We start from the raw sequence: 24111 nt of genomic DNA on the forward strand, positions 1-24111 counted from the left end.
TGCAGGCTCGCTGGTAAACAATATAACATAAGTATCTATAAAAATTATTTATCATTTTTGTATAATTCATTTTTTTAATTTTTTATAGATGTATAAATTTTAATTAGGAGCGCTAACAACAAAACCAGTAGAATTGTTCTACTGATGTTCTTTTGTTTTGTAGTGAGTTCAATAGCTCGAATCCAAGTGAGATTTAATTTGTAATAGATAACGATACAAATCAGGAAATATACTAGTATTCCGTAATCGCCAAGCAATGTATATCTTATATTACAAAATTTTTCTAAAAGATTATAGAATAAGACATAAAACGCCATAATATAGAAACCTAAAAATATAGACATATTGCTTTTAGTTCCAGAATCCCAAATATTTTCCATAGATGGTGTTTGTACCTTTGCAAAAAAATAAGAAATTTTATAGTGCAATACGAGTAAATATTTGAAAAAAAACATAGTTATCTTTTAGATTAATGGAAAATACCATAAACACCTGAACCTAAATCGCAATCAAACAGTTCTGCACTTTTCTCGGCCATTTTTCTGGCTAATGTATCTGCAAATGATTCTCCATTAGTGATCTTTTGATACACAGTATCTAGTGCGGTATATCCTACATAAGCTGGTGGAGGTAAAGCTAATAAAGCCCCTTCTACAAAAATCTTCATAAAATTTTCAGTTGTTGGGTTATAACAAAACTTCATTTGATAAAATGCATTTGTGCTATCCTAAGAAAGTACTTTTGGTAAAATCTGCAATATTGTGTTTTGTTTATTTAATTTTAATCCACCAACCATAGGTAATTTTAGTATTTATAGCTACAAGTATTATTGGTGACAAAATCATAAGAATTACCAATAAAAAACCGATACGTTTCGCTAATTTACTATTTAAGAATTCATCATTTTTGTACCTTTCGTAAATGGAGCGATATCGTTTTTTATGATAAAAAAGAAAGTAAACAAGGGTTCCATAGAAAAAAAGTGAAAAAAAAGTAAAAACTTCACCGAGTTTTATTTTTTCATAATCTGGATTAATCCAGCCAATAATTGTCGAGATAGAAAGCCCAATTGAAAAAAAAGAAACTAAAAATATTCCTCCCACAGTCAACGAGGGAATATCATCTTTAAATTCTCCGTCTTTGTAATAAGAATTGTAAATAACATAAAATAATCTATTCATTTTTACTTTATTTTTATAATTAAAATTTATTATCATTCTCCAAAATCACCTTTGATAAGCATCCATCGTCCCGAGACCGCTGTAAGTCTTCAAACTAATTTGAACCCTTGCTAAGAAAGTACATTTGGTAAAATCCGTAATATTATGTTTTGTTTATTTAATTTTAATCCACCAACCATAGGTAATTTTAGTTTTTACAGCTACAATCATTATTGGTGACAAAATCATAAGAATTACAAAAAAAAAACCGATACGTTTAGCTAATTTACTATTTAAGAACTTGTCATTTTTGTACCTTTCGTATATGAAGCGATATCGCCTTTTATGATAGAACAGAAAATAAACCAAAATTCCATACAAACCAATACTAATGTAAACAAATGTTTTGCCTAACTTCATTGTTGAGTAAATTGGATTGAACCATTCAATTAAAATTAAAAAAAATTTGAATACGCTATAGAAAAAAACTACAAATATACCGCCAACTGTTAATGAAGGAATATCATCTTTAAATGCACCATTTTTGTAGTAAGAATTATAAATAATATAAAATAATTTGTTCATTTTTTATTTATTAAATTTAAATCACAAAAAAACCCGAACTGTTACATTCGGGTTTCCTTCGCACTAATAAACTAAGTTTATAGGATTATCTCAAACGGTCCACAGATTTTACAAGATCTTCGTCCTTTTTGATGGCCTTGTTAGCTAAGACTAACAACACGATAGCAACAATAGGTAGAAACATCCCAATACCTTTCTCAGAAACAGTGGCTGTTTCTCCAGATAAATTTAGCGAACGATATACAAATAAGCCTAATAAAATTAAATTTAAAATTATATTCAATCTGCCCATAACAAATTGATTTTGTCTTTTTTTATATGAAAAAATGCTTAGTATAGACAATGTTGTACTTAATCCAAAGATAACAACATAGAGTTGATTTTGCATAAACAAATACGCTTTACCATCGGCCATTGCCCATAGCGGAATGAAAAATGGTAAAACACCCGTAACTAAAAAGGCAAGAAGCAAATATATGGTCTGAATTCTCTGTAACATTGTCGCAATTTCTTGCACAAAAATATATTTTCTTTTTAATAAATACTATTGTACATCAAAATTTATTCGTAATATTGCATAACAAATCCGTAAGTACTTCATTCTTCGGTCAATTCAAAATAAAAAATATACTTCACACTTTTATAGTATTCCCAAATTATTTAAATTCATAGAACATTTATGTTTGACATTTCTGTATTAAAAGAAATGAAGCTTTCTGAGCTTCAAGAAATAGCAAAAGCTGCTAAAACAATAAAATTTGCTGGGCTAAAAAAAGATGCTTTAATCGCTCAAATTCTAGAGTTACAGGCTTCAAGCACCAAAAAAAATCCAGTAGCTAAGCCCACTGAACCTGCGCTAGAGGGGGAGAAACCCAAAAGAGCAAGAATTGTTGCACCTAAAAAAGCTGCTATCCAAAAGAAAGCTGCTAACTCCTTGTTTGATGAGGAAGAAATTGTAGCAAAACCAGTTGTTGCGGATGTTAAAAACGAGCAAGTTTTTGAAGAAGCTACACCAGATAAGAAACCAGGTAAAGTAATTAAATTTAATAAATCAGCCTACGAAAAGAAAATGGCTTTGCAAAAGCAAAAAGAAGAAGCAAAATTAGCCAGTGGAGAAAATGAATCTACCGAAACAATTGATGAAAATGCCAATGTTGAAACTGCCGAAACTACTCAAACGAACGAAAATGTTGAAGTTGTAGCTCATGCAAAAAAGATAGATCCCAACCAATTAAATAAGCAAAACCAAAACCAAAATCAAAATGGACTCGAGGCGCAGCCGAACAGGGCGCAGCCAAATGGAAATGGAAACGGGAATGTGAATCCAAATTTCAAAAACAAGAAAAATAACTTTAGAGATTCTGATTTTGAATTTGATGGAATTATTGAAAGTGAAGGCGTTCTCGAAATGATGCCTGATGGCTACGGTTTCCTTCGTTCATCAGATTATAATTATTTGGCTTCGCCGGATGATATTTATTTATCGACTTCTCAAATTAGATTGTTTGGACTTAAAACTGGAGATACAGTAAAAGGGGTGGTTCGTCCTCCAAAAGAAGGCGAGAAATTCTTTCCATTAGTTCGTGTTTTGAAAATCAACGGACACGATCCGCAAGTTGTTCGTGATCGAGTTTCTTTCGAACATTTAACGCCAGTTTTTCCATCAGAAAAATTCAAATTAGCCGAAAGACAAAGTACGATTTCAACTCGAATTATCGATTTATTTTCGCCAATAGGAAAAGGACAACGTGGTATGATCGTAGCGCAACCTAAAACAGGTAAAACAATGTTGTTGAAAGATATTGCAAACGCAATTGCTGCCAATCATCCTGAAGCCTATTTGATTGTTTTATTGATTGATGAACGTCCGGAAGAGGTTACAGATATGATTCGAAGTGTTCGTGGCGAAGTAATTGCTTCAACTTTCGATAGAGAGCCACAAGAACACGTGAAAATTGCGAATATTGTTCTCGAAAAAGCAAAACGTTTGGTAGAATGTGGTCACGATGTTGTGATTCTTTTAGATTCGATTACACGTCTGGCCAGAGCTTATAATACTGTGCAACCTGCTTCGGGTAAGGTATTGAGTGGTGGTGTTGATGCGAATGCATTGCAAAAACCAAAACGATTTTTTGGAGCGGCTCGTAATGTTGAAAATGGAGGTTCCTTAAGTATCATCGCCACAGCATTGACCGAAACTGGTTCGAAAATGGACGAAGTTATTTTTGAAGAATTCAAAGGAACCGGTAATATGGAATTGCAATTGGATAGAAAAATTGCCAACAAACGTATTTTCCCTGCAATTGATTTAACTTCTTCAAGTACAAGACGTGATGATTTATTGCTAGATGCCAAAACACTACAAAGAATGTGGATTATGAGAAAATATCTTTCGGATATGAACCCGGTAGAGGCGATGGATTTTATCAACGATCGTTTCAAGAAAACTAAAAATAATGAAGAGTTCTTGATTTCTATGAATGATTAAAAAGAGAATAGAACATAGAGAATAGACATAAAAAAAATCCTCGAACTATCGAGGATTTTTTGTGAATTCTAAAATCTATACTCTATTCTCTGTATTCTTTTTTCTCTTCTAAACTTTCTTTTCTTTCTAGCAAAGCCATATAAAAACCATCAAAACCAGACTCGTGAGCCAATATCTTTTGGTCTTTTATAAAGTTGAATTGCTTACCAATTTCGGTAGTTAAGAATTTTTTCACTTGTTCTTGATTTTCTGAAGGCAAAACGGAGCAAGTGGCATAAACTAATTTTCCGCCTGGTTTTACAATTTTAGAATAACTTTCTAAAACTTCGGCCTGCACTTTTCGGATATTGTCGATGAATTCGGGTTGCAACTTCCACTTTGCATCGGGGTTTCTTTTTAGAACTCCCAATCCACTACAAGGAGCATCGATTAGAACTCTATCAGCTTTTTCGTGCAGTTTTTTGATGACTTTAGTCGATTCTATAATGCGATACTCGATATTGAAAGCGCCATCTCTTTTGGCTCTCAATTTTAATTGCTTCAATTTGCTTTCATACAAATCCATAGCAATCAATTGTCCTTTGTTTTCCATCAAAGCCGCAATATGCAATGTTTTTCCGCCCGCGCCAGCACAAGTATCAACCACACGCATACCTGGTTTTACATCAAGGAAAGCAGCAACAAGCTGAGAATTGGCATCTTGAACTTCAAAAAGACCTTGTTTGAAAGCATCCGTCAAGAAAACGTTGGCTCTTTCTTTCAAAACCAAAGCATCAGGTTGGTCTTTCAAGTAATCGGTTTCAATATTCAAGTCCATCAAAATGGCTCTCAATTGTTCCTTGGTTGTTTTTAGTGTGTTTGTTCTTAGAATTACTTTGGCAGGTTGGTTTTGTGCTGCAATTTCTTTAGCCCAAACCTTCTCTCCTAATTCTTTTACACCTAATTCATCCATCCAATCTGGGATCGATTCTTTTAGGGTTCTTATTTTGGATAGTTCATCAAAACGGCCTTTTATTTTTCGTTCCGGAGTTCCTTCCAGTTGGCGCCAATCGGGAATAGGGTAGCCTCTCAAGACAGCCCAAACGGAGAACATTCGCCAAATATTGTCACGGTCGTATGGTTCTTTTACTTCGGCAATTTCAGCGTATAATCGTTTCCAACGAACGATTTCGTAGATGGTTTCGGCAACAAATTTTCTATCTGAGCTTCCCCAACGTTTGTCTTTTTTAAGTGATCTTGCTACCACTTTATCGGCATATTCGCCTTCGTTGAAGATGGCGTTTAAGGCGTCGATGGTGGTGTAAACTAAATTTCTGTGTAATCTCATTTTTAATAATTGAGGTGCAAAGGTACTACTAAATGATTAAATGTTGATATACTATTTTTTGCACAAAAAAAAACACTGTTTGTGGCAGTGTTTTTTAATTTTTTTATTTGAATTTTATTTGATTCTGGTTAACCCAATATTTTCCGGAGCATGAAGCACCATTGGAAATTTTTCTACTTTTACTGAACCAATATCCAAGTTAAAGGCACTTTCTTCGGACAAACTCAATTTTTTAATGAAGAAATAGGAATTCATAATTATCTTTTCGAAGAAGGTCAAATCGCTATCATTAGACAAATATTTTTCAGATAGAACAAATTTGAAATCACCAATGATATTGTTTTTATTCAAAGATTCGTAACGACTAGTTACATCTACTTCACCTTTTTTTACCATATCTGTAATTACTTCTTTAAACATTAAATTGATTTTGGTCGGTTCTCTAAATCCTAAATTGAAATCAATTCTGAACAACGTTTTTTCAGCGATTTCGGTAACCTTGTATTCTGTTTTATAAGGTTCGTTCAGGATATTAACGTGAATAAACCAATAAATATCGGCTCTTTTTGGTCTTTTCCTTAAAATAGAAAACATCACTTTTTCCTCAATTTCGTAGGCAGTTCCTGCATTTGTCATATAAATCAAATGAGTAGCATATTTAGGAATAGATAAATCGTCGCTTAATTCTAATAAAACTTTTGTGTAATCATTAATATTAACAATTGAGGTGTAGCTCTTGTTGATTTTTTTTGCAAAATACCAAATGGTCATAATCGAAATTAACACAAACGCAATCATTAAGGTAACATATCCACCTTCGGCAAATTTTGTGATATTAGCAATAAAGAAGCCAAATTCAATAGCAAGATAAATCGAGATTATCGGAATCATAAAGTACAGTTTCACTCTTTTTAATATCATATAATAATTGAGTAAAATGGTGGTCATTATCATACATAATATAATAGCTAAACCATAGGCGTGCTCCATATTACTTGATTTTTCGAAATGTAGTACGACGCCCACACAGCCCAAAAACAGTAGCCAGTTTATAGACGGAATATATAGTTGTCCTTTTAATTCCGAAGGATATTTAATTTTTACTTTTGGCCAAAAATTCAAACGCATAGCCTCATTTATTAATGTAAATGAACCACTAATAAGTGCTTGAGATGCTATTACTGCAGCGAGAGTTGCAATTACGATTCCAAACGGTTGAAACCAATCTGCCATTATCAAATAGAAAGGGTTCCCATTTTCGCCACCTAAATTAACAAGGGTTTCTCCTTCGTGATGAATTAAATAGGCGCCTTGACCAAAGTAATTCAATATTAATGTAGCTTTTACAAAAATCCAACTGATTCTGATGTTTTTTCGTCCACAATGTCCCATATCAGAATACAATGCCTCTGCTCCTGTTGTACAAAGAAAAACAAACCCTAAAACGTAAAAACCTTCAGGGTGAATACTTAGTAAATTGTATGCATAATAGGGGTTTAATGCCTTTAGAACTTCAACATGTTCAATAATTTGAAGTAAGCCTAAAACACCTAACATGCCAAACCAAATAAGCATTAATGGGGCAAAAAAACGTCCCACTAATTTGGATCCAAACTGTTGGATGGTAAACAGAATAAATAAAATTCCGATAACTATAGGAACTGTATCTATTTTTGGATAAATATTCTTAATACCTTCAACCGCTGAAGAAACAGAGATGGGAGGTGTGATAATTCCATCGGCAAGCAAAGCACTACCTCCTATGATTGCTGGGATGATTAGCCATTGAATTTTAGTCTTTTTGACTAAAGCATACAAAGCAAAAATACCACCTTCACCGTGGTTATCAGCACTCAAGGTGATTAGTACATACTTTAGGGTTGTTTGTAAAGTAAGTGTCCAAAAAACAGCAGAAATCCCTCCTAAAACAATATCTGCATTGATCACGTGAAGCCCAATTATGGCTTTCATTACATATAATGGTGATGTTCCGATGTCGCCGTAAATAATTCCTAATGAAACTAATAGGCCACCTAATGTTAACTTACTGTGTAAGTCTTTATGCGAAGTACTCATGTATATTAAAATATAAAAACGTCACAAATTTACAGTTTTAAAATAAATAAATTAATGATAATGAATAAAATAAAAAATCACGGTTGAAACTACCGTGATTTTAGTTCTATATGATAAGAAATTATAGTCTTCTGTTGCCGGAACTGCGAGCACTTGGATTAGCATCGGAAGATGAATTACTAGAGGAACTATTTTCCCTTGCAGATCCAACTCTTTGTGGAGCTGATTCTCTTGGAGTTTCGGCTCTATTTTGAGAGTATTCTCTTTGAGGAGTTGATGCTCTTGGAGTTTCCGCTCTGTTTTGTGAGTACTCTCTTTGAGGAGCAGCTTGTCTTGGAGTTTCGACTCTGTTTTGAGTATAATCTCTTTGTGGAACAGCTTGTCTTGGAGTTTCGACTCTGTTTTGAGTGTAATCTCTTTGTGGAGCAGCTTGTCTTGGAGTTTCAGCTCTGTTTTGAGAGTAGTTTCTTTGTACAGATGGTTCTCTTGAAGATTCTACTCTGCTTTCAGTGTAATCTCTTTTAGGAGCTGATTCTTTTGTATTTTCCACTCGGTTTTGTGAATAATCTCTCCGAGAGTCAGTTCGTTGACTGCCATTATCTCTGAGATTTTCAGTTCTGTTTTGGTTGTATCCAATTGCATCTCTGGAACTAGTGCTTCTGGAATTTTTTACTTGGTCTAACTCATAACGATTACTAACCGAAGTATTTCTTCTTGAAAAGGAATTGTTAGGATATTGTCTTTCGTATCCGTTGGCGCGACGATTGTTGTAAGCGGTTGATGAATAACTGCTTCTGCGGTGATTTACATAATTGTAATTGTTATAGCTATAATTGTTCAGACAAATATTGACGTTGTATCGGTATCTAAATAAGGGATAGGTATTCCAAGCGTAATAATAACTAGGATAATAGTTCCAGCCCCAATTAGAATAATACGGACGATAACTCGACATCCAAAAATCAGCATAGATAATAGGAGTATAGCAATATACTGGCTCGTAGATGTAATTTGCTCCATAAAAATAAGGATTGCCTACTACTTGAATGTTCACGTTGTTTAACCACGTTTTTTCTACTTCGATAGTGGCTACATCTTGATATAAATCACGATTAAGTACCGCTTGAATGATTATGATGTGCGTTCTTTTTTCTACGGCTTCGATAACTCTCAAATAATCAACTTGTCGATCATTATTCAAGTCCAAATTCGATATCTGCAGTTTTGGGTCATTTAGTCTTCTTTCAAAATCCTGAAGATTTCTTGAATCTCCAAATAGGGATGCTACAACTCTTAAATCCAAATTGTCGCTAATTTCTGAATTCATAGCATTTACAATAGTTCTGTTTTGTCCTTGTATCTGCATGGCAAATACCGAGGTAATGAGTGCTAGAATAAGTAAAGGATTTTTCATAATTGATGATTTTAAGTTGTTTGTTTTCAATCATCCAATTACTGTGCCATTAGTGTAAATAGTGGCTGATTATTTTGTAGGTAGAACTACATTGTGTTGTAAATCAATTGTTTTTGTTGAGAATGTTTTTTTGATTTGGAATAAAAAAAAACAAGAAACAGTTGAAACTATTTCTTGGCTTTGTAAAATGTTTAAAAAAGTATCTTATTATCGTCTCGGACCTTTATTTCGATATTGTTCAAGTAATTTTTTATTAAAGTCGTCTTCCGCTTTTTTCAATTTAATTATTTTCACTGAAGGTAAAATTCCTTTCAGGCTTGTGACGAACTTTTTTCTGCTGTGATACAATTCATCTTCAGTACTTTCCATTTGAGCGAGTAAAGCAGAGGCTTCTTTTTCGCTCATCTTGTTTAAATCAGCATCCATTCGGCCCTTATAAGCTTTCATTTTTTGATGCCTTATTTCAAACTGTTTGTCATCGTAAGCATTGTAAAGTGGCCAAAACTTAGTAGCTTCATCTGCTGTCAAAGCCAATTCCGTAGTGATGAAGCCCACTTTTAAGCTTCTAATTTGCTCTTTTTTTTCCTCAAATCTAGGCTGAGCAAATAATTGGACAGAAAGTAAAAATAGGGTGATTACTACAAGTTTGTTCGTTTTCATTTTCTATTAGTTTAATATATATTGTTCTAAATTTTTATTTCCCAAAAGTTCATCTTCAATTGTGATGTCCTCGATATTCATATCAGAACTCATTTGATCAAGGTCTTCCTTGTCAAGAAGATTTACTAAATCCGTATCGGAAATATTGGATTGATATGTGATATAGTTTTCTATGGTTGCATCATCAATTTCAGAAGAATGAGTACTGGAAGTAAAATACATAGGTATAGTTAAGGCAATTATCAGCACTGCGGCAGCAGCGTACATCCAAGTTTTTCTTCGAGCAAAAATAGAAATTATTTTCGGTTCATTTTCGGGTAATTGTTGCATTACTTTTTCCGAAAAATTTTCAAAGTAATTTTCTGGTGTTGTAAAACCAGATTTAATCTTTGGTTCGGTATCTAATTTAAATGTTTTCATATTCATAAGACTCTAACCTAGTCATAAGGTTTAATTTGTTGTTACAAAGGCTTCTATTTTTTTTACTGCAATATGATAGGATGCTTTCAAGGCGCCCACTGAAGTTCCAAGAATTTCTGAGATTTCTTCATATTTTAGTTCTTCAAAATATTTCATTTTGAAGATAAGTTGTTGTTTTTCAGGTAGTGAAACGATTGCTTTTTGCAATTTTATTTGTATTTCGTTACCGTCAAAATAAATGTCAGCTTTAAGATTGTCAATGGTTTTATTTTGCAAAGCTTCTGATGAAATTCCGCTTTTCTTGGCCTTTTGGCTCAAAAAAGTCAAAGCTTCATTCGTAGCAATTCGATACATCCACGAAAAAAGTTTGCTTTCGCCTTTGAATTTGTTCAAATTCTGAAACACTTTTACGAATGTGTTTTGCAAAACATCATCCGTGTCATCGTGGTTCAATACAATATTACGAATATGATTGTACAGCGGTTTTTGATATTCCTTCAAGAGTCTTTTAAACGCCTGATTTTGCGTTTTTGGATGTAAAAGCTCCTGAATAAATTCCTTTTCCTCTTGCAAAACTGTACTTTTTAGATTTAGAATGGAATTATTCCATAAGGTTTAATTGCAATCCTGAAAAAATTAAAACTCCGAAGGAATTTCTTTTTCTTCAACAGGTTTTGTGTCAGTTTCTTCGGTAGTAGCAGGAGTTACAGCAGCCGGTCTATAAATGGGTTTTGGTCTTGTTGGATAGTAAATTTCCGTAACCCATTTCGAAGGATTGTTGCTTTGGGTTTTACCTATTGTGTAAACCTCAATTCGAGAAAATTTTGGATCAGTTCTTAAATTGTTTGCTTTAAGATATTCTGCTGTTTTTTCTAAAGCCTTGCTCGTATGAGAATAATCACCTTTCAACGTGGTTTTTACAGCATCGAATGCTTGTAAGGTATCCGATAGAATTTCGCTTCCTTCAGTTGTAAAAATTGGTTCTTTAATAGGAATACAAATCGAAATTTTGGCGAGTTTATTGGCAGTGTCATACGTGTGATAAATCACAAAAGGCTTCCCATAAATGGTAATATCGTTGTCTTTACAAAAACTATTGATTTTAGAAAATACAATTGAAGTGTTCTTATTTATTTTCAAAAATTCACTAGTGAAAGTTTGCGAAAGATAGAAAGCTTGTAGTTTACGAACAACTCCATTCACTTTTACATCATAAGTATTGATTTCGTAGTCTAACCTTTTATCTAAATTTGCTAAACTATTTTCGAAAATTGTTCCAAACAAGTTGGCACCACCTCCCTTAAAAATATGCAATACTTTTGAAGTAAAACTCATCCTTCCTTTTGCCTTCCAAGTGACTTTAGTTTTTCCTAAAGTGTCCTTAAAACTCAAGACAATATCAGCTGTATTGCCATCATAAGTCATTGTTTGCTGTATGCTGTCGTTTTCAAAGGCGTTTATTGTTTTTAATTCTCCAGCGCCTTCTTTACCGCTCCAAGAGCAAAAACCACCTTTACCAATAGTATTATTGGAGTAGGTAATGTTTATCATCGCATCGTTAGCCGCAAGTGAATTCCAATCTTTCCAATTTTTTAAATCATTGGTATAGCTATATGCAGAGGCTCGTTGAGAATTGATAATCTTACTTCTTTCGGCTGTAAATGCTCCTTTTTGGGTGGCTATAAATATAGATAAAGTAACTAAACTTAGTAATAACAATAGAAAGAGGTATTTTATAATTCTCATAATCGATAGGTTAAATTCAGTTGTAAAGTTAGAAATTTTATAAATACGTTTAACTATCTCAAAAAAAGTATGAATACCGCTTGACTTGCTGTTTTTTACCTTTAGAAAATCAATTAGTTTTTATGAAAAAGGATGACTTAATTGGGATTCCTTTTTTTGGAATAACTGAGGTCTTATCTTTTAAAGAAAATTTTTATCACAAACAAGAGCACAATAAAAAGGGCAAAACCAATCAAAATCTTGAAATTCCCTTTGTAGAATAATTTGTGCAATTTTGCATCTTTCCTGTAAGCATAAATCATAGCGATGATGAATACAAATACAAAAAAACCAGCAAAAACCATTTGACCTTGACTAAACATAGTATATTTTTTTGGCAAATTTAGGGTTTTGTTTAGGAAATCTTACTATTTTGCAACTCAATTAATCAACTATAATTATGCAAAAACAAATCAACGCCGTCAAAGAATTTCATTCTGCTTTCAAATTGGGTTACAGCGAAAGCCCGAGAGCCGATTTGGGTGAATCGAAAAATACGCTTCGTTTCAATTTGATGAAAGAAGAAAACGAAGAATATCTTGAAGCAGTTCAGAATAATGATTTGATTGAAATTGCCGATGCTTTGGGCGATATGATGTACATTCTTTGTGGGACCATCATTGAACATGGCTTGCAACATAAAATAGAAGAAGTTTTCGACGAAATTCAACGATCTAATATGAGCAAATTGGACGAAAATGGACAGCCCATTTATCGAGAAGACGGAAAAGTAATGAAAGGACCTAATTATTTTAAACCAGATTTTTCTAAAATACTGAAGTAGTGTTCAGTGTTCAGTTTTTAGTTTTACAGGTTTGCAAAAAGAAAGAGCGATTTTCAAAAATTGAAAATCGCTCTTTCTTTTAAGGTTCTAACACTGATCACTAATTCCGATAGCTATCGGAACTGACCACTGTAAACTATACTTGAACAGTCCAACCAAATGTATCTTCGGCCAATTTGTGCTGAATGTTGGTTAGTTTTTCTTTAAGTTGACCAGCTACTGAATTTTCTAATTTTGGCAATTCGTAATACACATCTTGATAAGAGAATCCGATGATTGGATTCACTACTGCAGCTGTTCCGGCTCCAAAAATCTCCTTCAAACTTCCGTCTTTGGCAGCTTCAACAAGTTCAGAAACCAAAACAGGACGAACATCTACGTTGATACCTTCGCGTTTTGCCAAATCAATAAGACTTTTGCGAGTCACACCATCTAAAATTCTTTCACTCGTAGGAGCAGTCATTAAAGTGTCGTTTATTCTGAAAAACACGTTCATTGTTCCTGCTTCTTCCAATTTGGTGTGCGTCGCATCGTCGGTCCAAATTACTTGCTGGAAACCAGCTTTGTTAGCTAAATTGGTTGGGTAAAACTGCGCAGCATAATTCCCTGCTGCCTTTGCAGCTCCAATTCCACCATTGGCAGCTCTACTGAAATGTTCTGCTATTAAGACTTTAACTTCGCCTGAATAATAAGATTTTGCAGGTGACAATAGAATCATAAATTTATACTCATCCGATGGATTGGCAATTACGCCCGCTCCAGTGGCGATCATAAATGGTCTGATATACATCGTGTTACCTTTTCCTTTTTGAATCCAAGCTTCATCTAATTTTAGTAATTGATGTAAGCCCTCCATAAAAATTTCTTCAGGAACTGCAGGCATGGCCATTCTTGTTGCCGAATGATTGAAACGGTTGTAATTTTCATCAGGTCTAAACAACCAAATACCGTCATTATCATCTTTGTATGCCTTCATTCCCTCAAAAATGGCTTGTCCATAATGAAAAACTTTTGCCGAAGGATCTAATAAAAAGGGAGCATAAGGTTTGATAACTGGTTTTTGCCATTCCCCATTTTTGAAATCACATTCAAATAAATGGTCGGTAAAAACTTCTCCAAAATGCAAATTGTCAAAATCTACATCTTTAATCTTTGAAGTTGCAGCTTTAATGATTTCTATTTTATTGGTTTGTGTTGCACTCATAATTTGTTATTCTATTAAAATATTGTGTAAAGAAAGATGGTGAGAAATAAATTTTCGTTTTGCAAAATTAAATAAAAAACATCAATTTCCTTATTAAAAAAATAGTACTTATATCATTTTACTGAGATTTATTTATAGTGAAAAAAAAACTGAAAATCAGGAGTTGAATTTATGGAATATCTAATAAATAAGATGCAATGGTGGTTATACATAAATGCCTTTGTATTAAATTTGGCCTTTTGAAGATCATACAACTAAAATTCAACTGTTATTTTGAAAAGAAATATAATTCAAACCCGCGACGGTTCTACCACGATTCATATCGAGGACTGGGATGAATGTTATCATTCTCGATTTGGAGCTATCCAAGAAGCGCAACATGTTTTTATTAAAAAAGGACTTTCTTTGTTCGAGAATGAGACGGTTTCCATTTTAGAAATTGGTTTTGGGACAGGGTTGAATGCTTTTATTACTTATTTGGAATATCCCAAATTCAATCAGAAAATTGATTATGTTGGAGTAGAAGCCTATCCCGTTACAATCGAAGAAGCAAAAATGATGAATTATGTAGCCGAATTAAATGCTGAAAACGAAAGGGCTGTTTTTGACAAATTACATCAATGCAATTGGGGTGAGGCAGTTATCTTGAATGAAGATTTTGTGTTTACCAAAAGAAAACAGTTTTTTGCAGCGATTGATGATGTCGAAAAATTTGATTTAATCTATTTTGATGCGTTTGGATATGATGTACAACCCGAATTATGGACTGCTGAGATTTTTCATATTATGCACAAAGCATTGAAAAATAAAGGTGTTTTGGTTACTTATGCTGCTAGAGGAGTCATCAAAAGAAATATGATTGAAGCGGGTTTTAGGGTCGAAAAATTGGAAGGAGCTCCAGGAAAAAGAGAAATGTTTCGTGCTATTAAATAGTTTTTATGTTTAAACTGCCTGTTTATTAGGTGTTAATAATAACTTCATAATTCATTGTTAAATTTAATTTTTAAGGCGAATTAATTTCTAAATTTACAACGTTATAATACTAAGTTCTAACCCTAAATTTTTATTATAAATATGTCTAAAGTAATGTTTGAATACACTAAGTCGGTACTAGAAAGAGTGAGTTTTGACGTTTCACTTTTTTGTAAAGAATTAGAAAAAGCAATAAAAACATTGTTGCCCTACGAAATGGAGTTATTACGAGAATGGTTATTAGACTTCACGATCGAAAAACCAGAATTGAAACAATGTTTAATTATTGTAAATAAATAAATTATAAAGGCTGCTCCCGAAAGAGTAGCCTTTTTTTTATTGGTCTCAAATAAAGTTAAAAACTATGCAGTTTTAGTACATTTCCCTTTCAGGTTCTAAAAACTTTACCACAAATTACACAAATTTTCACAAATTGATTTGTGCTAATTTGTGTAATTTGTTCTAATTTGTGGTAAAAAAATTAAGCATTACAATCTGGCAGACTTTCAGTCTGCAAACCAAACCTATGGACTTCCTGTTTATAGTGGATTATTTTTTTTGAATTGGGCTAATGATTTGCACATTTTGAAATGCGATTGCCCCTTTGACAACGCCGGAAATAGTGTTTCGAAGTGCGTCAATAATATGTATTTTCAATTCGCTTTGCGGATAAATCAAGCTGACTTCTCGCGCAGGTTTTGGCTCTTTGAATTGTCTTAATTTCAATTTGTTTTTTTCACTCAAATCCAAAGTGTGTAAATAGGGAAGTAGCGTAGTTCCTAATCCTTCATCTGCTAGTTTTATTAGGGTTTCAAAGCTTCCACTTTCTAATTGAAATGAGTTTTTTGCTCCCATTTTCTGGTTTTTGCATAAATTTAGAATGCCATCTCTAAAACAGTGACCGTCTTGCAATAGCAAAATTTCATCAATATTTAAATCGGAAATTTCTATTTCTGTTTTATTCGAAACACTATGATTGTCTGGAATATAAGCTACAAAAGGCTCGTAATACAGGACGATTTCTTTTATTTTTTCGTCTTCTAATGGTGTAGCGGCAATCGCTGCGTCGAGATGACCATTCTTTAAACGTGTAATAATTTCGTTGGTGTTTAACTCTTCTATGATGAGTTTGATTTTTGGATATTTCTTGATGAAATTATTCAAAAACATCGGTAAAATGGTAGGCATGATGGTCGGGATAATACCAATTCGAAATTCTCCACCGATAAAACCTTTTTGATATTCGACAATATCTTTTATTTTGCCAGCTTCATTAACAATGTTTTTGGCTTGTTCCACTATTTTTTGACCAATTGCGGTCAGCTGAATCGGCTTTTTGCTACGATCAAAAATCAAAATATTAAGTTCTTCCTCAATTTTTTGAATTTGCATACTCAACGTGGGTTGGGTAACAAAACATTTATCGGCAGCAAGCGTAAAATTTTTATATTCGGCTACAGCCAAGACATATTGAAGTTGAGTAATTGTCATTGTATAGTATTTTGTGATGCAAATATAAAAACAATCAATTTAATTTATAGTTAATATCCTCATTTATTTTGTAATTTTAAAAGATAACTTAAAAGTAAAAAGTATGAAACTGAATAGTATTGGGTTACCGAGTGCAGAAGCCGAAGTTTTGGCTGCAGAACTGAATGTGTTATTAGCTAATTTTCAAATATATTATCAAAATCTTAGAGGACTACATTGGAATATTCGTGGAAAACGATTTTTCGATTTGCATTTGAAGTTTGAGGAATTGTATAATGACAGTCAATTGAAGATTGATTTGATTGCCGAGCGTATTTTGACATTGGATGCAGTTCCGCTTCACACTTTTGATGATTACATCAAAAACAATAAACTTGAGGTTGGAAAAAACATTCATAACGATGAAAAAGCTATCGAGTTGATTGTGTCCTCTTTGTCTAAACTGCTTGCCATCGAAAGAGTTATATTGAAGAAATCTGGTGAAATAGAGGACGAAGGGACTAATTCGATGATGGGTGATTTTATAGTTGAACAAGAAAAAACCATTTGGATGCTGAAAGCTTGGCAACAAGAATAAAACATTTATAAAAATATTTAGGAATTTTATTGAATCTATTTTTCTATTTTTGGTAAAATCTAAATCAATTAATACTTTAAGATTATGAGCGAATTCTATGAAAAAATATTAGAAAGAAATAAGAAATGGGTAGAAGATTCATTGGCACTTGATCCAGATTTTTTTAAAGATTTGGCAAAAGGTCAAAAGCCGCCATTGCTTTGGATAGGTTGTTCCGACAGTAGGGTTCCTGCTAATGAAATTATTGGTGCAAAACCAGGAGAAACTTTCGTTCATAGAAATATTGCCAATATGGTGATTCACTCGGATATGAATATGTTGAGTGTTTTGGACTATGCAGTCAATGTGTTGAAAGTAAAACACGTTTTAGTATGTGGGCATTATGGTTGCGGAGGTATCAAGGCAGCAATGGGGAATGACTCAGTTGGTCTGATCGATAATTGGATTCGACATATCAAGGATGTATACCGTTTTCATCACGAAGAATTAGATGCCATTGAGGACGAAACAGAGCGATTTAATCGTTTTGTTGAATTGAATGTAAAAGAGCAAGTTTATGATTTGGCCAAAACATCGATTGTTCAATCTGCTTGGAAAAAAGGACAAGAATTATATTTACACGGTTGGGTTTACGGATTGAATTCGGGATATGTAACCGATTTGAATGTTAATTTTAGTTGTGATAAAGATCTTGCAGATGTTTATCAACTTAAATTTTAAATACTTTTATAAAAAATAGTAGCCACAATTTCACCTCAATGGGGATGAATTTGTGGCTTTTTATTTTTAAATCCAGGGTAAACCCGTTTAAATGTTTTTAGCCACGAATTACACAAATTCATAAACAGTCAAAATTAATTCTCAAGAATTTTCTTGCTTTTCTTGTAAATTAGTGTAAATTGTGTAATTCGTGGCTGTTTTTTTTCTTTTTTAAAAGCGTTTGCTTTGTATTTAAATCTTAAGAAGATGTATTAATCCTCGCTTTCTAGATTTTCATTAAAAGACGAAGGCAATAAAGTAGGGACAAATTTGATAAAAATAGGCAGCAATAAGCTACCACCAGGCAGTAAAAATATAGCCAATGATGGGATTGATTTACAAATATCTAAAAGTTGTTTTCGTACCTTTTTCTTTTCTTTTTCACTCAAGTCTCTACGAGTAGAATAGGCAAGTAGCACCATCAATTCCTTGCTTTCAAGAATTTCTTTTACCAAACGGTTTTTATTACGGTTGATGAGTTTTACAACCGTTTGAGTGGTCTGGTCATAGAAATGTTTTACGGGATTTGAGTAATTGAAATAAGGAATGTTTTTTTGATGTTTTGTAATAAATTCATTTGTTTTAAAGATACTTTCAGTTACAAAATCATCTGGAACCTCAATTAATTCCGCTAATTTATAGAGAAAATAGGCTTCGTTTTTTTCGATAATTCCATCACTCCACAACGCCATTCCGGCCATATCAATTAAATACTGCTTTTCTAATTCGTTTGTAAAATAATCTAATTTCAGTTCGTCCATTCCGAAACCCTGTGATTGAACATCTACTTTCGAAAATTTACTGTAGCGAACCGATGATTCAAAAAGTTTGATCAATAAATCGTCGTATTTCGATTTTGTAGTTTTGGTTTTCAACGCCAATGATACGATGCTGATAATGGCTTCCTCTATTTTTTTTAAATACTTTTCTGGAATTTCTCTGTGAATCAAATATTGGCGAAAAGCCAAAACATCAATGAATAGCAAGGCATTTGTAACAATATGCGAAAAGTTTTTGTTGATAATATCGATATTGGTTTGAACCCGACTATCGATAATTTTTTCTAAGGCTATTGATATGGTGTCATCAGGCATTATTTTTTTAAATAAGCTAAAACCCTGAGGATTCATTTGGTTGTAGAAATCAACTGCTTCTGAAATAAAGTTTTCAGGATTGCTTTTGGGATTACTTAATTCATAAATGCCATACAAAGTGTTGAGCAGCGCTAGTTTTGAAATTTCGTTTTGAAGCCAGCCTTTTGAATTTATTGAAAATGAGGTGTCAAAAGAAACGATGTGACCATAAATAAAGCCTGTTTCCCTGACTTTTTTGTAGAATATAGTCGGTTGCATCTCAGCAGTAAACAGAGAGGATTTTTGTTTCAGGAAAAATTTGTCTATCCAACCGGATGCTGATGGGTTAATCATTACTTTGTTTTGAATTGCAAAGCTATGATTTTTTGCGGGTTTTGAAATTGATTTATTGTTAATAAAAACTTCTTATGTATTTAACGAGTTAGTTTTTACCGCATTTGTAATTTCTCTATGTTTTAGAGTGTTACTGTAAAATTGAGTTCTGGAAAGCGACAGAGCTAACAGATTTTAAAAACCAATTAGTTCTGTATTGAAAAGCATACGTTAAGCATTTAACACTTCGTTCTAAATACTTATTTTATAATTGCCGAACAAGCAACTCTAGCTCCGGCATTTCCGGCGGGTTGAGAAACGAAATCATCGGCACCCTGATGCACAATTAATCCTTTTCCAAGAATGTTTTTAGTTTCGTCTTCGCCACCAATAGTCCATTCATCTGTGGTCAAGGTTATGGTTCCGTTTCCTTTTTCATCGGCGATGAAATTGCCAATATCACCTCTGTGGTATTCGCCAACTCCCCATTGCCCGTGTTTTTTGAAAGTTGGATTCCAATGTCCTCCAGCCGAACTTCCGTCAGCAGCACTACAATCTGATTTTTCGTGGATGTGAATGGCATGAACTCCTGGTTTTAATCCTGAAATTTTGGCAATAAAAGTAACTTTCCCTTTCTTTTCAGTAAAGGAGGCAGTTCCTGTAACGTTGCTGTTACTTTTGGATTCGAAAGTCAAGTTTAATTTTTTGGAATCACTGGAGTTGCCTTTTGTTTTACAACCAATGATAATGGCGATTAACAGCACGATGGATAAGATTATTTTTTTCATAGTATTTAGATTAGATTGTTTTACAATATTAATCATTAAAAAGATGCAAAGAATTAAAGTTATCTTAAAATCGATTTGGTTTTTTAATGGTGAAAATTTCTAGTGACATTAGAATAAAAATTGGTTGAAGTTAGACAACATTTTTCATACACTATCCATACAGTATCCATAAACTTGAGCAGTCCTGAAATAATTGATCCGTTTGTGTTTTTAAAAATCATAAACTAGATTTGTAACCAAGAACTTGAATGGCGGTCAATGCATTTGAAATGGGAGAATTCATATTAAAATAACATTGTTTTAGTGTATTATAACTACATTTAATTAAATTTACTTTTTTTTTATAATAAACGGTCATTTAAAAAAGAAATATGCTGTTAGAAGCCCCTCAATTAAGTTGGTTTTTTTTATTGTTATTTGCTATAAATGGCCTAACCGTTATTTTAATTTTAATATTGAGAAATGACATAATTAGATCAACCCAATTTCTACTTGCCACCAATTTATTGGGAATTACTTTTGGTTCTATAATAATTTGCCTCGTTGAAACCAAATTTATTCTAAAAGTGCCCTTCTTGTTTCGTTTGCCCAGTCCAGTGTACTATCTTATGTTTCCTGCAGCCTATCTTTATGTTAAATTGATAGTAACCGATCGCGTTAGCTTAAAAAAATCGGATTACCTTCATTTTACCCCTGCCTTGGTTCATTTAATCGAAATGACTCCTTTTTATTTAAAAAGCAATCCCGAAAAGATTGCTGTAATCAACAATATCTATAATCTTGACATCAATATGTATGCCCACAACGAAGGGTGGTTACCTCCATTTATTCATAATATAATTAGGGGTTTTATTGGCATTGTATATGCTATTGCTATGTGGCGGATGCTGCAGAAATCTAAAATAATTATGAGTTTGTCTAATAAATTGTATTTTAATAAGATATTACAATGGTTAAAAATTTTCACTATTATAAATGGAATGCTTGGTCTTATTGTTATTGAGACATTAACATTCACTTTTATTCCTTCTGAAATCAGATCCTTGTCATTGAATCTTACTTTTATAACCATCTTAATAATTTCAAATTATTATTTGCTTTTTCATCCTGAAATATTGTATGGTTTGCCAAAACTGACCCTTAGTACTTTATCTGGACTTGAAAATATTAAAGTAGAGGTAAAAAAGAAAAAAAATGACACAATTCTTTTAAATTCTTCTTTGGTCAAAAATGAAATTCCTGAAGAAAGAATAGGTCCACCCTTGCTCAATGAATATAAAATTCAAGTTAACGATTATATTATTCAATCTGCAGTTTATCTCAATCCCGATTTGAGCATTTTCGATTTATCTCGTGCCACTACTATTCCAGTTCATCATTTGCGTTTATTAATTAATAAAAACACAGGACAACGATTCAATGATTTTATCAATGAGTATCGAATCCAACACATGCAAACTTTAATAAATAATGGTGCATTATTGAATAAAACATTAGAAACACTTGCGTTTGAATGCGGATTTAGTTCAAAACCAGCTTTTATCAGAGGGGTTAAAAAATTAACCAATCAAACTCCTGGAGCATATTTCAAACCTAAAAAGTCAAGTGCCAGTAAGGGGATACCTTAATTTGCCAATTTTTTAGTTTCGAAATGTGCAAATCGAAACTTTATAAAAATGATAGTTCAACTGAAATTTTAAAATAAAAGTATTTTTGTTTACTAAACCATTAAACCTTCCTATTTATGAAATTTAAATCAAAAATCAATTCGTTGCTTCTTGCAATAATGACACTAATCACTTTTAGTGTTGAAGCACAAACACCCGCTTTCAAGGGCGACATCAAACTCGATGTAAGAGATTCTAAACCAGATTGGGGACCTTACACTCGCAAAAAAGCGCCAGAGGGTTCACCCAATATTTTATTTATACTATACGATGATACTGGTTTAGCGGCTTGGTCACCTTATGGTGGAAGAATTAATATGCCAACAATGGATAAATTGGCTGCCGATGGTTTAACTTATACCCAATGGCAGACAGTTGCGCTTTGTTCTCCCACTCGCTCTTGTATCAACACAGGGCGTAACCACACACTTAATGGTATGGGAGTTATTACAGAGGGAGCCAATGGTTTCCCTGGTTATAGCGGTCAATTGCCAGCTCAAGCAGCTACTATGGCGCAAATATTAAATGATAATGGTTGGAGCACTTTTTGGTTAGGAAAAGACCACAATGTGCCAGAAACAGATTTGTCTGCTGGAGCCAATAAAAGTCAGTGGCCACTACAACAAGGATATGACCGTTTTTATGGTTTTATTGGTGGAGAAACCAATCAGTTTTATCCTGACTTGACCGAAGATAATCATGCCATTGAAGCGCCTTATGGCCCAGAAAAAGGCTATCATTTGTCTAAAGATTTAGCAGATCAAGCCATCAAGATGATTGGGGATCAAAAATCGGCCAACCCATCGAAACCTTGGTTTATGTGGTATTGTCCCGGAGCAAACCATGCTCCTCATCAAGCGCCAAAAGAATATATAGCGAAATACAAAGGCAAATTTGATGATGGATATGAAGCGTATCGCAAATGGGTATTGCCTCGAATGATTGAAAAGGGGATTTTACCAAAAGGAACCACACTTACCGAATGGAATCCAATGCCAGCAAATATGGCAAATCCTGCCGATGCAGTGCGTCCTTGGAATTCATTATCTGCTGATGAAAAGAAATTATTCTCTCGTTTGTGTGAAGTGTATGCTGCTTTCTCTGAATATACTGATGTGGAGATTGGTCGTATTGTTGATTATCTGAAAAAAACAGGCCAATATGAAAACACCGTAATTATGTATGCTTCCGATAATGGAGCTTCGGGTGAGGGAACGCCAAACGGTTCTGTTAATGAAAATAAATTCTTCAATGGTTTCCCAGATGATTTAGCCGAAAATATGAAATTGATTGATGAATTGGGTGGACCAAATACTTACGAGCATTACCCAACAGGATGGGCAGCAGCTTTGTCAACTCCTTTTAAAATGTTTAAACGCTACTCCAATTATGCTGGAGGAACGGATTGTCCCTTGACTATTACTTGGCCAAAAGGAATTAAAGCCCGAGGCGAAGTACGTAACCAATACCATCATGCTGTTGACATTGTTCCAACCATTCTAGAAATATGTGGATTGGAAATGCCAAAAGTGTATAAAGGAGTAGAACAATATCCTTTATCAGGAGTTTCTATGAAATATAGTTTTGATGCTAAACCAAACGACCCAACCCAAAAACATGTACAGTTTTTCTCTATGTTAGGTACTCGTGCGGTTTGGCAAGATGGTTGGAAAGCCGTTGCAGTACATGCACCATTAACAGATAAAGGTAAATTTGACCAAGACAAATGGGAATTATATAATGTAGAAGCAGATCGTTCTGAATCAAAAGATTTAGCCAAAAAATTTCCTGAAAAATTGGAGTCTATGAAAGCATTATGGTTGGAGGAAGCCAAGAAAAACAATGCATTACCGCTAGATGACCGAACTACTATGCAAATTATTACGTTGCCACGTCCAACTGAAGAAGTAGAGAAAGATAGCTATACCTATTATCCACATACTAGTCAAGTTCCAGAAGCGGTTGCAGTAAATGTTAGAGGTAAATCTTTTAAAATCATTTCTAACGTTGAAATTAAAGCTGATGCTCAGGGCGTTATTTTTGCTCACGGTTCTCGTTTTGGAGGTCATAGCTTGTTTATAAAAGACCACAAGTTGTATTATGTTTATAATTTCCTTGGTATTACTGAGCAACAAATAGTTTCAACAGAAACATTGAAACCAGGAAAATACACTTTTGGTGTTGAATTTACCAAAGAAAAAGCAGGTGCACATGGAGAATCAATGGGAACTACTAAATTGTATATCAATGACAAACAAGTGGCCACTGGTGCTATGACTGCACAAGTAGGGAAGTTTACCCTTGTAGGTGATGGACTTTGTGTAGGTTTTGATAGTGGAGATCCTGTAAGTAAACAATACGCTTCGCCTGGAGAATTTGAAGGCGGAGAAATTAATTTTGTAACAGTAAACACTGGAAAAGAACAATACCTTGATTTAGAAAGAGAAGCTGCCAGAGCTTTTAGTAAAGAATAACTATTTTTGACTAAGCTTTTTCGTTATGTAGATTTATAATTAACGGTCATAGTTGTGGTGACCGTTTTTTTAAT

24 protein-coding genes are annotated in these 24111 nt (G+C 33.4%); 8 read left to right on the forward strand and 16 right to left on the reverse strand.

The features are described 5' to 3' along the window. Positions 1 to 469 precede the first annotated feature (469 nt). The 4 genes from ACIQ1E_RS03830 to ACIQ1E_RS03845 all read right to left on the reverse strand — a co-directional run bounded on the left by ACIQ1E_RS03830 (position 470) and on the right by ACIQ1E_RS03845 (position 2244). On the reverse strand, positions 470 to 703 hold the full coding sequence (locus tag ACIQ1E_RS03830) for a hypothetical protein (RefSeq protein ID WP_396168842.1): 234 nt from the start codon (positions 701 to 703) through the stop codon (positions 470 to 472). 67 nt (positions 704 to 770) lie between these two features. After that, positions 771 to 1181, reverse strand: a complete 411-nt coding sequence (locus ACIQ1E_RS03835; protein WP_396168843.1) for a hypothetical protein — start codon at positions 1179 to 1181, stop codon at positions 771 to 773. Between the two features lie 153 nt (positions 1182 to 1334). Further along, positions 1335 to 1745, reverse strand: coding sequence for a hypothetical protein (locus ACIQ1E_RS03840; RefSeq protein WP_396168845.1), 411 nt, complete (start codon positions 1743 to 1745; stop codon positions 1335 to 1337). 85 nt (positions 1746 to 1830) lie between these two features. Continuing rightward, positions 1831 to 2244 (reverse strand): DUF4293 domain-containing protein, encoded by a 414-nt coding sequence (locus ACIQ1E_RS03845; protein WP_396168920.1) that lies wholly within the window; start codon positions 2242 to 2244, stop codon positions 1831 to 1833. A gap of 180 nt (positions 2245 to 2424) precedes the next feature. Here ACIQ1E_RS03845 and rho point away from each other — a divergent pair, with 180 nt between their 5' ends. Then, positions 2425 to 4233 carry a transcription termination factor Rho gene (rho, locus tag ACIQ1E_RS03850; RefSeq protein WP_396168846.1) on the forward strand — a complete coding sequence of 603 codons (1809 nt, stop codon included), beginning with the start codon at positions 2425 to 2427 and terminating at the stop codon, positions 4231 to 4233. A gap of 82 nt (positions 4234 to 4315) precedes the next feature. Here rho and ACIQ1E_RS03855 read toward each other — a convergent pair whose 3' ends face one another. From ACIQ1E_RS03855 to ACIQ1E_RS03890, 8 genes are all read right to left on the reverse strand, one after another. Next, positions 4316 to 5560, reverse strand: a complete 1245-nt coding sequence (locus ACIQ1E_RS03855; protein ID WP_396168847.1) for an RsmB/NOP family class I SAM-dependent RNA methyltransferase — start codon at positions 5558 to 5560, stop codon at positions 4316 to 4318. A gap of 114 nt (positions 5561 to 5674) precedes the next feature. Further along, positions 5675 to 7636 carry a KUP/HAK/KT family potassium transporter gene (locus tag ACIQ1E_RS03860; protein WP_396168849.1) on the reverse strand — a complete coding sequence of 654 codons (1962 nt, stop codon included), beginning with the start codon at positions 7634 to 7636 and terminating at the stop codon, positions 5675 to 5677. Positions 7637 to 7757: 121 nt separating this feature from the next. Then, positions 7758 to 9050, reverse strand: coding sequence for a hypothetical protein (locus ACIQ1E_RS03865; RefSeq protein ID WP_396168850.1), 1293 nt, complete (start codon positions 9048 to 9050; stop codon positions 7758 to 7760). A gap of 207 nt (positions 9051 to 9257) precedes the next feature. Then, on the reverse strand, positions 9258 to 9710 hold the full coding sequence (locus ACIQ1E_RS03870; protein ID WP_396168852.1) for a sensor of ECF-type sigma factor: 453 nt from the start codon (positions 9708 to 9710) through the stop codon (positions 9258 to 9260). 6 nt (positions 9711 to 9716) lie between these two features. Beyond that, positions 9717 to 10130 carry a hypothetical protein gene (locus tag ACIQ1E_RS03875; protein ID WP_396168854.1) on the reverse strand — a complete coding sequence of 138 codons (414 nt, stop codon included), beginning with the start codon at positions 10128 to 10130 and terminating at the stop codon, positions 9717 to 9719. Positions 10131 to 10160: 30 nt separating this feature from the next. Then, positions 10161 to 10703, reverse strand: a complete 543-nt coding sequence (locus tag ACIQ1E_RS03880) for an RNA polymerase sigma factor (RefSeq protein ID WP_396168856.1) — start codon at positions 10701 to 10703, stop codon at positions 10161 to 10163. Positions 10704 to 10766: 63 nt separating this feature from the next. Further along, complete coding sequence (locus ACIQ1E_RS03885) at positions 10767 to 11876, reverse strand: transcriptional regulator (protein WP_396168858.1); 1110 nt, start codon at positions 11874 to 11876, stop codon at positions 10767 to 10769. 173 nt (positions 11877 to 12049) lie between these two features. After that, positions 12050 to 12238 (reverse strand): hypothetical protein, encoded by a 189-nt coding sequence (locus ACIQ1E_RS03890; RefSeq protein ID WP_396168859.1) that lies wholly within the window; start codon positions 12236 to 12238, stop codon positions 12050 to 12052. Positions 12239 to 12315: 77 nt separating this feature from the next. On the opposite strand from ACIQ1E_RS03890, the gene ACIQ1E_RS03895 reads away from it, so the two are divergent. After that, on the forward strand, positions 12316 to 12699 hold the full coding sequence (locus tag ACIQ1E_RS03895; RefSeq protein WP_396168861.1) for a hypothetical protein: 384 nt from the start codon (positions 12316 to 12318) through the stop codon (positions 12697 to 12699). Positions 12700 to 12835: 136 nt separating this feature from the next. On the opposite strand, the gene ACIQ1E_RS03900 is transcribed toward ACIQ1E_RS03895, so the two are convergent. Then, positions 12836 to 13903: a branched-chain amino acid aminotransferase gene (locus ACIQ1E_RS03900; RefSeq protein ID WP_396168863.1), complete on the reverse strand. Its 1068-nt coding sequence runs from the start codon at positions 13901 to 13903 to the stop codon at positions 12836 to 12838. 273 nt (positions 13904 to 14176) lie between these two features. Between ACIQ1E_RS03900 and mnmD the strand changes: the two genes are divergently transcribed. Then, on the forward strand, positions 14177 to 14836 hold the full coding sequence (gene mnmD / locus ACIQ1E_RS03905; protein WP_396168865.1) for a tRNA (5-methylaminomethyl-2-thiouridine)(34)-methyltransferase MnmD: 660 nt from the start codon (positions 14177 to 14179) through the stop codon (positions 14834 to 14836). A gap of 141 nt (positions 14837 to 14977) precedes the next feature. Then, entirely contained in the window at positions 14978 to 15175 is a 198-nt protein-coding gene (locus ACIQ1E_RS03910) for a hypothetical protein (RefSeq protein WP_396168867.1), read from the forward strand. A gap of 249 nt (positions 15176 to 15424) precedes the next feature. Here ACIQ1E_RS03910 and ACIQ1E_RS03915 read toward each other — a convergent pair whose 3' ends face one another. Continuing rightward, a complete protein-coding gene (locus ACIQ1E_RS03915; protein ID WP_396168869.1) occupies positions 15425 to 16366 on the reverse strand; it encodes a LysR substrate-binding domain-containing protein in 942 nt (313 codons plus the stop codon). Between the two features lie 103 nt (positions 16367 to 16469). Here ACIQ1E_RS03915 and ACIQ1E_RS03920 point away from each other — a divergent pair, with 103 nt between their 5' ends. Together ACIQ1E_RS03920 and can are read left to right on the forward strand one after the other, a co-directional pair. Next, positions 16470 to 16943 (forward strand): Dps family protein, encoded by a 474-nt coding sequence (locus ACIQ1E_RS03920; protein ID WP_396168871.1) that lies wholly within the window; start codon positions 16470 to 16472, stop codon positions 16941 to 16943. 84 nt (positions 16944 to 17027) lie between these two features. Further along, complete coding sequence (can, locus tag ACIQ1E_RS03925) at positions 17028 to 17663, forward strand: carbonate dehydratase (RefSeq protein WP_396168873.1); 636 nt, start codon at positions 17028 to 17030, stop codon at positions 17661 to 17663. Between the two features lie 251 nt (positions 17664 to 17914). Here the strand turns inward: can and ACIQ1E_RS03930 are convergent, their stop codons facing one another. Then, entirely contained in the window at positions 17915 to 19129 is a 1215-nt protein-coding gene (locus ACIQ1E_RS03930; RefSeq protein WP_396168875.1) for an LETM1-related biofilm-associated protein, read from the reverse strand. 239 nt (positions 19130 to 19368) lie between these two features. Next, the gene (locus ACIQ1E_RS03935; RefSeq protein WP_396168876.1) at positions 19369 to 19896 is read right to left on the reverse strand and encodes a superoxide dismutase family protein; all 528 of its coding nucleotides are present in this window, start codon (positions 19894 to 19896) and stop codon (positions 19369 to 19371) included. 455 nt (positions 19897 to 20351) lie between these two features. Between ACIQ1E_RS03935 and ACIQ1E_RS03940 the strand changes: the two genes are divergently transcribed. Further along, positions 20352 to 21524 (forward strand): helix-turn-helix domain-containing protein, encoded by a 1173-nt coding sequence (locus ACIQ1E_RS03940; protein WP_396168878.1) that lies wholly within the window; start codon positions 20352 to 20354, stop codon positions 21522 to 21524. Positions 21525 to 21640: 116 nt separating this feature from the next. After that, a complete protein-coding gene (locus tag ACIQ1E_RS03945; RefSeq protein ID WP_396168880.1) occupies positions 21641 to 24037 on the forward strand; it encodes an arylsulfatase in 2397 nt (798 codons plus the stop codon). Positions 24038 to 24111: the final 74 nt, after the last annotated feature.

It is taken from the genome of Flavobacterium sp., assembly GCF_044348915.1.
Taxonomy (GTDB): domain Bacteria; phylum Bacteroidota; class Bacteroidia; order Flavobacteriales; family Flavobacteriaceae; genus Flavobacterium.

Excerpts from the sequence above, each read along its gene's own strand:
- ACIQ1E_RS03830 (WP_396168842.1), bottom strand. The coding sequence starts at position 703 with ATGAAGTTTTGTTATAACCCAACAACTGAAAATTTTATGAAGATTTTT.
- ACIQ1E_RS03835 (WP_396168843.1), bottom strand. The coding sequence starts at position 1,181 with ATGAATAGATTATTTTATGTTATTTACAATTCTTATTACAAAGACGGA.
- ACIQ1E_RS03840 (WP_396168845.1), bottom strand. The coding sequence starts at position 1,745 with ATGAACAAATTATTTTATATTATTTATAATTCTTACTACAAAAATGGT.
- ACIQ1E_RS03845 (WP_396168920.1), bottom strand. The coding sequence starts at position 2,244 with ATGTTACAGAGAATTCAGACCATATATTTGCTTCTTGCCTTTTTAGTT.
- rho (WP_396168846.1), top strand. The coding sequence starts at position 2,425 with ATGTTTGACATTTCTGTATTAAAAGAAATGAAGCTTTCTGAGCTTCAA.
- ACIQ1E_RS03855 (WP_396168847.1), bottom strand. The coding sequence starts at position 5,560 with ATGAGATTACACAGAAATTTAGTTTACACCACCATCGACGCCTTAAAC.
- ACIQ1E_RS03860 (WP_396168849.1), bottom strand. The coding sequence starts at position 7,636 with ATGAGTACTTCGCATAAAGACTTACACAGTAAGTTAACATTAGGTGGC.
- ACIQ1E_RS03865 (WP_396168850.1), bottom strand. The coding sequence starts at position 9,050 with ATGAAAAATCCTTTACTTATTCTAGCACTCATTACCTCGGTATTTGCC.
- ACIQ1E_RS03870 (WP_396168852.1), bottom strand. The coding sequence starts at position 9,710 with ATGAAAACGAACAAACTTGTAGTAATCACCCTATTTTTACTTTCTGTC.
- ACIQ1E_RS03875 (WP_396168854.1), bottom strand. The coding sequence starts at position 10,130 with ATGAAAACATTTAAATTAGATACCGAACCAAAGATTAAATCTGGTTTT.
- ACIQ1E_RS03885 (WP_396168858.1), bottom strand. The coding sequence starts at position 11,876 with ATGAGAATTATAAAATACCTCTTTCTATTGTTATTACTAAGTTTAGTT.
- ACIQ1E_RS03890 (WP_396168859.1), bottom strand. The coding sequence starts at position 12,238 with ATGTTTAGTCAAGGTCAAATGGTTTTTGCTGGTTTTTTTGTATTTGTA.
- ACIQ1E_RS03895 (WP_396168861.1), top strand. The coding sequence starts at position 12,316 with ATGCAAAAACAAATCAACGCCGTCAAAGAATTTCATTCTGCTTTCAAA.
- ACIQ1E_RS03900 (WP_396168863.1), bottom strand. The coding sequence starts at position 13,903 with ATGAGTGCAACACAAACCAATAAAATAGAAATCATTAAAGCTGCAACT.
- ACIQ1E_RS03910 (WP_396168867.1), top strand. The coding sequence starts at position 14,978 with ATGTCTAAAGTAATGTTTGAATACACTAAGTCGGTACTAGAAAGAGTG.
- ACIQ1E_RS03915 (WP_396168869.1), bottom strand. The coding sequence starts at position 16,366 with ATGACAATTACTCAACTTCAATATGTCTTGGCTGTAGCCGAATATAAA.
- ACIQ1E_RS03920 (WP_396168871.1), top strand. The coding sequence starts at position 16,470 with ATGAAACTGAATAGTATTGGGTTACCGAGTGCAGAAGCCGAAGTTTTG.
- can (WP_396168873.1), top strand. The coding sequence starts at position 17,028 with ATGAGCGAATTCTATGAAAAAATATTAGAAAGAAATAAGAAATGGGTA.
- ACIQ1E_RS03930 (WP_396168875.1), bottom strand. The coding sequence starts at position 19,129 with ATGATTAACCCATCAGCATCCGGTTGGATAGACAAATTTTTCCTGAAA.
- ACIQ1E_RS03935 (WP_396168876.1), bottom strand. The coding sequence starts at position 19,896 with ATGAAAAAAATAATCTTATCCATCGTGCTGTTAATCGCCATTATCATT.
- ACIQ1E_RS03945 (WP_396168880.1), top strand. The coding sequence starts at position 21,641 with ATGAAATTTAAATCAAAAATCAATTCGTTGCTTCTTGCAATAATGACA.